General features: G+C 58.9%; 4 protein-coding genes. 3 read left to right on the forward strand and 1 reads right to left on the reverse strand.

Annotated features, from left to right (window positions below; translation table 11 throughout):
* Positions 1–6: 6 nt before the first annotated feature.
* Positions 7–1,200 carry a DUF6882 domain-containing protein gene (locus tag ABRP98_RS07690; protein WP_349858451.1) on the forward strand — a complete coding sequence of 398 codons (1,194 nt, stop codon included), beginning with the start codon at positions 7–9 and terminating at the stop codon, positions 1,198–1,200.
* Here ABRP98_RS07690 and ABRP98_RS07695 read toward each other — a convergent pair.
* Positions 1,190–2,224 (reverse strand): 3-hydroxyisobutyryl-CoA hydrolase, encoded by a 1,035-nt coding sequence (locus tag ABRP98_RS07695; RefSeq protein WP_349858452.1) that lies wholly within the window; start codon positions 2,222–2,224, stop codon positions 1,190–1,192. The two genes, ABRP98_RS07690 and ABRP98_RS07695, sit on opposite strands and share 11 nt — an antisense overlap.
* A 68-nt stretch (positions 2,225–2,292) precedes the next feature.
* Here ABRP98_RS07695 and ABRP98_RS07700 point away from each other — a divergent pair, with 68 nt between their 5' ends.
* Positions 2,293–3,084, forward strand: a complete 792-nt coding sequence (locus ABRP98_RS07700; protein ID WP_284850404.1) for an HAD family hydrolase — start codon at positions 2,293–2,295, stop codon at positions 3,082–3,084.
* A 144-nt stretch (positions 3,085–3,228) separates the two neighbouring features.
* The gene (locus ABRP98_RS07705) at positions 3,229–6,291 is read left to right on the forward strand and encodes an acyltransferase family protein (RefSeq protein WP_349858454.1); all 3,063 of its coding nucleotides are present in this window, start codon (positions 3,229–3,231) and stop codon (positions 6,289–6,291) included.
* Positions 6,292–6,627 lie beyond the last annotated feature (336 nt).

The following is a 6,627-nucleotide window of genomic DNA, read 5'->3' on the forward strand; positions in this document are numbered from 1 at the left end:
GTAATTATGGATACTTCGAATTCGCTTGCCCAGGCCACCCGCGATGCCTGCTTTATTCAGGCGGGCCTTGACGCCGCCTTCCGAGCCCGCTTGGGCGATACCACCGACGTGGAATTTAATTTCCTCACCCCCTCAACGAATTCCGAGGGGCGCCTTAACCACAATCAGCCCGTGGAGATCCGCTGCAGCTCTCCCTCCGGTGTCAAAGACTTCCGGGGCACGCGCATCGCCGTCATCGATCGCGCCGATTCGCCTACCTGGCAGTGGGCGATGCAAGCGGAGAACGACCTGCCGCAGGGCGGGGATGACCCGGCGAAGTTCATCCCCCTCGCCCGCCTCTTGGCCGGCAATGCCCCGGTACTGCGGGCACAACAAGGCGATCATGAGGCGATTATTGCTGTGGATTTTCACCCTCGCCTCGACTTTCCCACCAGCGTTGCAGCAGGCATTCGCCGCAGCGCGCCGGACATTGATGAGCAACGCGCGGTGCACGAACTCGCCCACCACTTAGGCATCACGGCCGCAGAGGTCGGCGCGGAATCTGCCGCGGACTCCACTGCGGAGTCCGTCGAGCATTTTTCCGATGGAACGACGCTGCATTTTTCTAGCGCAGTGGGCTCGCCGCAGATTACCGCCATCGAGCCGGGCATGAAGGATACCCGCATCATCGAGGATGCCTTTTATTACGGCATGGAGCACCAGATGTACTTCCAGGGCAATTTCCCCGAGGCCACGGTGCACGTCAATGCGGACGAGGCCACGGCGGAGATCCGCTATTCTGGTGGGAAGGCCGAGGCCACGGCGGTACTCATCGCCACCATTTCGGAGGAGCGATTCCTGTGGGCGTGGGCCGATCCTGAGGTCAAGGACACCGCAGCCGCGCAGGCTGCCGCGAACCTGTACCGCTTCGGCATCGATCACCAGGTGCCGGCGCTAATCCGGCCCGCGCTACCGCTGGACTACGCGCGCGCCCGGCAGATACCCCAGCTAGCCCTGCCCATCCTGGGCATGTGGACTTTGGTGGGCACCACGCTTGCCGATGGCCGCGTCGGCCTCGTCCTCCTCGATTCCGAAGCGCTGCATTTGCCGCAGCCCACATCCGCGGCCACGGAGGCAACGCTGGCGGCTACCCCACCCCGAGAGATCAATGAGGCGCGGGCCCGAGCAGCCTACGCCTCCTTCCGCGGGATCAATCTTTAGCTAATACATCGCGAATGGCGTCTACATCCACATCCGCGACGCTTGCCGGTTTGAACGCCGCATCATTGGATTTATCCACCAATACCGCGCGCACGCCATCGGAAAAGTCATCGCGGCGATACATATAGGCGCCGAGTTTCTTTTCCAGCTCAAGGGCCTCGCGAATGCTCGAGCACTCCGCCTCTGCTCGGTAGAGCTCCAGCGCGGCCACGATGGAGGTCGGGCAGGCCTGCGCGGTGAGCTTTTCTACCAGCTCCTTCAGTTCTGGGTACTCCTCTGCGGCAGCGGTGATGTCCTGCCAGGAATCGTGGCGGAAGCTAGCCTCGATCCCCTCGATGAGCTCCGCAAGCGGGGCCTCATCTTCCGGCTGCACGGAGTGCTGTTCCAGCGCAGCGTCAATACCTTTGTCAATGACTTCGCTGGCAAAGGCATCGCCGTCTTTTACGTAGTCAGTGGCCAGCCCGCTCCACACGAGGTCGGCGGCGTACATACGGTAGCCGGTAATCCCCCAGAACTTCGCGAGCTCTGGCGAGGCCTTACCGCGCATGCCTACGGCGTTTTGGGAGGCATACGCCATGCCCACATCCGTGACGTAGCCAATATTCATCTCCGGCATGGAAGCGAAAGTCTTATCCGTGACCACGCAGTGCGAGCCGTGCGCGGAGACACCAAGACCGCCGCCCATAGCGATGCCATCCACCAGCGCGATGACCGGCTTGGGGCATTCCGCGATATCCCCGTTGAGGGTGTATTCCGAGGCAAAGAAGTCATCCACCTCGTCGTATTTGCCGTCCACGATGCCGTCGCGGGCCAAGCGGACATCGCCGCCGGCGCAATAAGCCTTGGGGTTGGTAGAGGTCAAAAGGACCTGCTCTACCTCGTCATCATCACGCCACTTATCCAAAGCGGCGGCAATGAGATCGATCATTTCTGGGCTCAGGGAGTTGAGAGCCTTTGGGCGGTTGAGCTCAATGACTCCGGTATGGTTGCGGATTGAGGACACGATAGGTGCATCATTAGTCATATCCCCTATTGTGACACACAACTCATATACCTAGCTACCGTTTGCGACTTCACAGATAGGTCTTAATTTTGCTTCCACAGCTTATCGCCCTAGACATGGATGGCACCCTGCTCGATGGAAATGGCGACTTGCCGCCAGGATTCGCGGAGACTAGCCAGCGCGCAACCGAGCTTGGCGTCACCCTCGTTCCAGCATCGGGGCGTCAGCTCGCCACCCTGCAAGAGATGTTTCCTCATGAAGAGACCTTTATTGCGGAAAATGGCTCCGTGGTTGTGCACAATAACGAGCTGCTGAGCACTACGCCCCTGCCGTCATCGGCCGTCCACGCTGCGGTGAGAGCGCTCGACGCGGTAGCCCGACCCCACACCGTGGTGCTGTGCACGCCGGCAACGGCGTTTGTGGAAACGGGCATCGACGAGCAAGCCTCCGCCGAAATTTCCAAGTACTATAAATCCATCACCTGGGTGGATAACCTGCACGATCTGCTCGATGAGGACATTATCAAAATCGCGGCCTTCTGCGCCGATGGCAGCGAGAAACACCTCCACGATCCGCTGCGCGAGGCGGTGCCCGAGCACAATATTGCGGTATCTGGGGCAGTGTGGCTCGATGTGATGGCGGCCGGGGTCAATAAGGGGGTGGCGCTAGAAACCATGGCATCGCTGCTGGGTATCCCCCAATCTCGCACCGCGGCGTTTGGGGATTTCCTCAATGATTTCGAACTCCTCCAAGCCGCTGGCACCGCCATTGCCATGGACAATGCGCATCCTAAGCTCAAAGCCATTGCCGATACAATCGCCCCGCCCAATACCGAGTATGGGGTGCTGACAGTGCTGAATCAGCTTTTTGCCAGCCAATAGGATTAGACTCTTTTCTTTCACCATCTATCCGTTAAATATTGCCAATCTCCCGCGCCACGCCGTGCTCTCTACTTTGGGTAATGGCGCTGCTCGCGGTCTAAAATTGGCCGATTAGTACATTTTCGTAGTGCAATGGGAGTTCATGTGAATCGTTTTCTGCGCTCGCTGCTGGGGAAGAAAGATTCCGAGCGTAATGAGGCCACGCCGCCTTCGACGCGGCAAAAGGATGGGCCTACAGGTGATTCCTCCACTGAGGCTTCCACGCCTAAATCCACCGCACCCGCCGAACCGAATGCGGAAAGCCACACTGATAAAGGCGCGCGGAAGCAACAACAGGCTCCCCGCTCGAGTAGGCAAAACAGCAAGTCAACACCACAGGACAAAGGCAAGCAGGACAGTAAGAAAGCTGCACAAACAAAGCCTACGGACATCAACCGTGGTCTCGCGCGCCAGTCGCGCCAGATAGGTACGCCCACGCCGCAACAAAAGCAGGCAACTCGCACCCAAAATGCGAAGGGCGACAAATCCGCTCCAACTAAGGGCACTACACAAAACAAGCAAAACGGTTCCGCGCAGAAAAAAGCCGAAGCGAAAAAGCGCCAACCGATAAAGCCAGCCACGCCCAAAGGATCTAAGAAACCGCAGCAACCCGCGGCCGAGACGAAGGAATTCCCAGCGAGCCCCGGCGGTACGTCCAGCAGTCCTAGTACTTCCCGCCCTAAAAACTCCGCTAGCGCATCCCAGTCTTCCGGTACTACTCGGTCCTCCGACGCCGCTCGTCCTTCGGGTACGACTAAGCCTTCTGGCCCTGCAAAGCCTGCCGATGATTCGGCGAACGCCGCACAAGGAACCCCTGAATTTCCCACCCAGCAGTCTTGGCCCGCCCAAAAGCCCAAACAGCACACGCCTGAGCAAGCTAAGCCAAAACAGCACAAGCCTGAACAGCGCGCATCTAGTCACAAGCGACCAGAGCAGCGCCAAACCGCACAAGAATCCGCCGTGGCACAAGGCCCCGCCTCCGTCCAGGAGCCTGCCTCTAACCAGGGGCCCGCCTCTGCGCAAGAACAGAAACCTGGGAACCCAAGCGGAGAGAAGACCGCGCCCACGAAGGCCTTTCAGGCTAAGCGCCCTGCCGAAGAGAACACGCGAGAACAACAGCCTGCCGCCGATCACTCAGCGGAGAAGGCGTCTTCGCAGGGCAAGCAGGGCGCCAATAAATCGAAATATCCCTTGCAGAATCAACAAAACGACTCTGAAGTACTTGCAATACCGCCAGAGGATAAAAACGTGCGCAAGAAACGGCACGCGCGGCTACGCCAAGTCAAGGGCCTTGATGGCCTGCGCGGCCTAGCCGTTCTCGCCGTTGTCTTGTACCACTTTTTCGGCGACGCCCTACCCGGCGGTTACTTGGGCGTGGACATGTTCTTCGTCCTCTCCGGATTCCTTATTACGTCACTCCTCGTGCGCGAATATCGCACATCCGGGACGATTAGCCTGAAAGACTTTTGGGTCCGACGCTTTAGGCGCATCCTGCCGGCCGCCGTCGCCGTGCTCGTTTTCTGTACGGCAATCGTTGCGTGGGTTGGCGGCGATTTGGCCGTCGGCCTGCGTCAGCAATTCTTCGGCACCCTGTTCTTTGTAAATAACTGGACGCAGATTGCGACCTCGCAATCCTATTTCGCCGATAACGAGATCCAGGTATTCGCCCACTACTGGTCACTCGCCGTAGAAGAGCAGTTCTACCTCATCTGGCCACTGCTCATGCTGGGTATTTTCCGCATCTCGTCACGCCAGCCGCGCCGCCTTCCGGTCGTCGTCGCCAGCGTGCTGGGGCTTGCCTCCTTCGCGGCCATGTGGTTTATCTTTACGCCAGGCGAAGACCCCACCCGCGTGTACTACGGCACGGATACCCACGCTTTTGGCCTGTTGACCGGCGCTGTCCTCTCCTTGTTGGTGACCTCTACGAAGTCCGATCCCAACGCGGATTCTTGGGCATCCTCCGGCAAGGTAGAAACCCGTGCCGCCGGCATCATTGGCTTCTTGGCGCTCATCGGCTATGTCGCGCAGCTATTCCTCATGCCTGACGATGCCGAATTTACCTACCGCGGCGGACTCTTCCTCACCAGCATCCTGGGTGCCCTCATGGTGTGGGGTGTCATCCACGAGTACGGCCCGATGACGCCGCTGTTTAGGACGAAGGTCAGTCGGTGGCTCGGTCAGCGTTCCTTCTCGCTGTACCTGTGGCACTGGCCGGTCATCATGATTTTGGAGGCTCTGTTCCATGGCAATCAGAATTCTGAGAACACCTGGATTCTGGGTCTTGTCGCCGTCCCCATCTCCCTGATCCTCTCGGAGATCTCGTATCAGTTCATCGAGAATCCTTTCCGCCGCGGCGGGTACAAGAAGACGTGGAAGAACTACTGGGCCTCGCGCCCGAGCTTCAGCGAACTCAAGGATGGTTTTGGCAAGGCCATGTGGCCTGTCGTCCCGTTCTTGGTCGTCGCTTCTCTGGTGGGCGTTGTGTACGGCGTAGTTAATTCCAGCGACAAGACCGAATTGGAGCAGCAGCTCGACCAGCACCAGCAGCAAAACGAAAGCAATAACCCACCTCCACCGGAGGCATCCGCTCCGTCGACAGCATCAACTGAAGACGATGAAGACGAGGCGAAGGATGACGCCAAGACCCGCCCCATCCCGAAGGGAACGGACATTACCGCGATCGGTGACTCGGTGATGCTGGCGGCTAGCGATGCCCTCAGCCAACGTTTCCCCGGAATTTATATCGATGCCCAAGAATCCCGCCACTACACGGTGGGTATCCAAATCCTTCAACAAATGAAGGACGCCGGCACGTTGCGCGATACCGTATTCTTGGGCTTCGGCACCAACGGCGCCGCCCAGCCAAATCAAATCAGCCAGGCCATGGACATCATCGGCAAGGACCATACCGTGGTAATGGTTGTTCCCTACGGTGATCGCGAGTGGATGGCGCAGTCCCAGCAGGACGTCATCGACGCCGCCAAGGAATACGACAATGCCTATATCGCCGACTGGTGTGGCTATGCCGAAAATAATCCGGACATGCTCTACTCCGATGGCGTGCACCCGCTTCCCGAAGGCGCCACCGGATATTCCGACGCCTTCTATGACGCTTTGAAGCAATATTCCAAATACGACAAGAGCGTATCCTCACAATGCCAGGCTTAACGGAGAGCGCGGCCGGAGGTAGCTAGCACATCTGGGTCGGCCTCCTACCTCAGCCTCACCCTCGCCCGCCCTTCGCGCTCGCGGGCGGTTCATTCTCACGGGCGGGTTCCCCGCCCCGTGAGCGCGAAGGGCGGGGTTTATGTTCTGGCTCGTAGATGAACGCATAACTAAAGCCCGCACTCATGGTTGAACTGGCCCCCGAAAGTTGGACTGGTTTAATTCTAGGCGATGAGGGGTTCAAGGGTCTGATTCCGATATTGGGACCTGACCCCCTTTTGGTGGACACCTGATATCCAGCCTAGTCGGGCTGGGAAGAAAGGTAATCTACCACCATGC

This window comes from Corynebacterium sp. KPL2838, assembly GCF_040225455.1.
In the GTDB taxonomy this organism is placed as follows: Bacteria; Actinomycetota; Actinomycetes; order Mycobacteriales; family Mycobacteriaceae; genus Corynebacterium; species Corynebacterium rhinophilum.